We start from the raw sequence: 3577 nt of genomic DNA on the forward strand, positions 1-3577 counted from the left end.
GGATCACCTCCTTTCTACGGAGTATCCTGCGGATACATCATTAACCAAACTTTCTCAGGTCGTGTCATTACTCACTCTTTAGTTTTCAGGGAATACTTAAAAAAGCCTTCCTTAATTTAGTAGACTGATGCAATAGGATAACATCTTTTGTAAAAGTGCCTTCGGGCACTTTTTTTGTTACACTGAATTGGGTGAATACTATGTTAAAAGATCAAAACATCAAGAAAAGCTCTGTGCACAGTGAACTGTACAACCTGATTCCGGAAAACCATATTTTGAGAAAAATCAACGAAGCCATTGATTTTAGCTTTATCCATGAGTTAGTTAAAGAATCTTATGATGTGTATTATGGAAGACCAGCTAATGATCCCGAAGTGCTATTTCGACTTCTTTTCCTACAAAATCTATACCAGTTATCAGATCGACAAGTGATCACAGACTGTCAAGTAAACCTAGCATATAAATGGTTTTTGGGGCTCAATCCTGAAGACCCTCTTCCCGATCCTTTCCAACTCTCTCGGTTTCGACGAAACCGACTTGGAGTAGCTGGAGTTGAACGAGTACTTGCTCATATCGTGCAACAATGCGTAAAATAAGGTCTTATTCGATCTAAAAGTGTCATTGTTGATTCAACGCATACCATGGCAAATGCTTCTAAACAAAAACCTAAAGACGTCCTCATTACAGCCACTACACGTCTTAAACATGTAGTTAAGAAATATCAACCGAAATTAATTGAGAAACTATATAAACTCCCTAGTCAAAAATCTTCGGAAGAAGAGTGGATGGCTTCCTTGGTACTTCTCGTTGAACAAGTAAAACAAATATGTGCCGGATGCTGAAGGAGCGTTAAAAGCGAAGCTTGAAGTTGCTGAGAAGATTATTAGTGATGAGCGACTGCTTCTAAATAAAGGAGTACAATCTGCTATTGATCCTGATGCTCGTATTGGAAAAAAGTCTAGTACTCGGTCATTTTTCGGATATAAGCTGCACCTGGTATGACCGAGGACGAAATTATTACAGGTGCCCAAATTACAACGGGTTCAGCAGATGATGGCCAACAACTTATACCGTTAATTTCCAACACCTTGAAACAAGGTGTTGTTTGTCATGAAGTTTTAGGTGATACTGCTTACTCATCCAAAATCAATTTAACTTGGTTAAGAGAAAAGAACATACTCCCAACGATTCCTTTGAACCCCAATGTGTTTCATGGAACTCGAAAGGAAGAACACGGTTTTCAATACGATCAAGAGGTAGACGCAGTGTAAGAAAAGTAAAAACAGGCAAAACAGAGGTGAAAAAGAATTCATTCACTACCTTTTATTTTGATGTTACAAAATGTCAAGAATGTCCTTTGCGGAATGGTTGTTACCGAGGTGCGAAAACGAAAACATACAACATCAGACTTATATCTGAAGAACATCAAGCTCAAATCGATTACATGAAAAGTTCTCTCTTTTCCTTACGCAGTAAGAAAAGGAAACGGATTGAGCATAAAAATGCAGAACTTAAAAGGTTCCACGGATTGACCCGAGCAAAATACTGGGGGCTCTTTGGTGTTATCGTCAAAAGAATTGTGCAACTTCTGACAAAGAAGAAGCACTTCCTGCTTTGCATGATCAGGAAGTGCTTCTTTATTTTTTCATATGAGTCGTTTTGATTCCAGAAACTGTAGAATGATCATATTTAGTAATCGTTCTGCATCAGTCTCTTAATTTAGAGAAGGCTTTTTTGTATTGCAAAAAAACGTATGAACCCTTTGGCTTAAACATTTAGTTTTCTTGAGGGAGACTAAATTAATAGTTTAGTGTGTATTTACACACTAATTTTAATGTTAAAATAAATGTGATATTATCTCACGTATATTTTGTGAATTCCGAATCGGATCAAGGAGGGGAAGCCGCATTTCCGGTCTAACTTTAAGACGGGGCTCCGGTGTGGTGATTGAAAATGAAAAATAATTATCTGCCTAAATGTTGTTTGTTGTTAATTTTAATTTTTACAGTTGTTTTTACCTGGACACCTGAAACAGCCTCTGCTTCTGTTGGTAACTTTTATAATGTCATCATGCAAGATGGAGCAGACCCTTCCATTTATAAACATTCAGATGGGTGGTACTATTTTACTAAAACCACTGGCAATAATGTAACCCTGTGGCGTTCCAAAACGATTAGCGGTTTAGATGCAGGGGAAAGCAAGGTGGTTTGGAGTCCAAACGGATCAGGAGGAAATTGCTCGGGTATATGGGCTCCCGAAATTCATCATGTCAATGGAAAATGGTATATTTACTACGCTGCCACAACATGTGACGGCAATAATGATAATCACCGGATGTTTGTTTTAGAAAATCCCAATAGCGATCCGTTTTCGGGATCATTTGTCGACAAAGGACAAATCACTGACTCAACAAATAAATGGGCGATAGATGGAACAGTCATGCAATTAAACGGTCAATTATATTTTATTTGGTCAGGCTGGGAAGGTGATACAAACGTACGTCAAAACTTGTATATTGCACATATGAGTAATCCCTAGACCATTGACGGTGCAAGAGTAGAAATTTCACGGCCGACCTATTCCTGGGAAACGAATCACACACCACACGTGAATGAAGGGCCGGAAGTGATCATTAAAAATGGAACAATTAATCTGGTATACTCCACGAGCGGCAGCTGGACCAATGACTACTGTTTGGGACTGATCACAGCCAGCACAGAAAGCAATCCGCTCAATGCTTCTTCCTGGACGAAAAGAAGTTCCCCTATTTTCAGCAGCGCGAATGGACTGTATGGCCCCGGCCATCACACTTTTACCAAATCAAAAGACGGAAGCGAGGATTGGATTTTATATCATACAGCGCGGTACAGAAATTCCGGTTGGACTCGAAATATCCGCGCTCAAAAATTTACATGGAATCCCGATCATACGCCTAATCTGGGTGCCCCAGTCAATCCTAATGTTCCTATCCCGTTGCCTTCCAGTGGAAGCCGGACATGACCGATACGAAGCAGAGAACGCAACAATGTCTAACGGTCCTTACTCTGTCGCTGAATCATCCGCTTCAAATGGCCGGAAAGTGGGCTATATCGACTATGCGAACAGTTATGTCGAGTTTAAAGTAAGCGTACCCTCTTCCGGTTACTATGTCATTGCAGCAAGAACAGGCAACGGAACCAGTAGAGGTTATTGGGCGACCCACAAATTATCCGTGAATGGCGGTACGGAATCCAATTTCCATGTTGCCAACGCAGGGTGGAATAACTGGGGCACTTCTACGGCAAAAGTATGGTTAAATGCCGGTAATAATAAAATTCGCTTTAGAAAAGGAGATCACTACGCAGAAATAGATTGCCTGGATGTATTCCTTGTTCAGTGATACGTTCACAATACCGGGAACTAAGTATTCAAATGGGGAATAAATTTTTTTGTAAAAAACTCTTGCACAGGATGATATCCTGTGCTATATTAATTCTTATCGCCGCGGAGAGCGGTGAACGCAAACGAAACAAACGCACCTTGAAAATTAGATATGGAATAAAGCAAATGACACACTTGGTCAAGTATGTCAAGTTGC

Annotated in this window: 4 protein-coding genes and 1 pseudogene; all 5 read left to right on the top strand. The window is 40.0% G+C overall.

All coding sequences use genetic code 11. The annotated features are described in order from the left end of the window. Window positions 1-200 precede the first annotated feature (200 nt). Window positions 201-596, top strand: a complete 396-nt coding sequence (locus tag I8U27_RS21505) for a transposase (protein ID WP_181755125.1) — start codon at window positions 201-203, stop codon at window positions 594-596. A 402-nt stretch (window positions 597-998) separates the two neighbouring features. Next, complete coding sequence (locus I8U27_RS21510) at window positions 999-1271, top strand: hypothetical protein (RefSeq protein WP_181755124.1); 273 nt, start codon at window positions 999-1001, stop codon at window positions 1269-1271. A 26-nt stretch (window positions 1272-1297) separates the two neighbouring features. Continuing rightward, window positions 1298-1663 carry a transposase gene (locus tag I8U27_RS21515; RefSeq protein ID WP_181755123.1) on the top strand — a complete coding sequence of 122 codons (366 nt, stop codon included), beginning with the start codon at window positions 1298-1300 and terminating at the stop codon, window positions 1661-1663. Between the two features lie 407 nt (window positions 1664-2070). Then, a pseudogene (locus I8U27_RS20180) lies at window positions 2071-3000 on the top strand (glycoside hydrolase family 43 protein). Window positions 3001-3025: 25 nt separating this feature from the next. Then, window positions 3026-3379 (top strand): carbohydrate-binding protein, encoded by a 354-nt coding sequence (locus tag I8U27_RS20860; protein WP_232345713.1) that lies wholly within the window; start codon window positions 3026-3028, stop codon window positions 3377-3379. Window positions 3380-3577 lie beyond the last annotated feature (198 nt).

This window comes from Paenactinomyces guangxiensis, from assembly GCF_016055185.1.
Classification (GTDB): domain Bacteria; phylum Bacillota; class Bacilli; order Thermoactinomycetales; family Thermoactinomycetaceae; genus Paenactinomyces; species Paenactinomyces guangxiensis.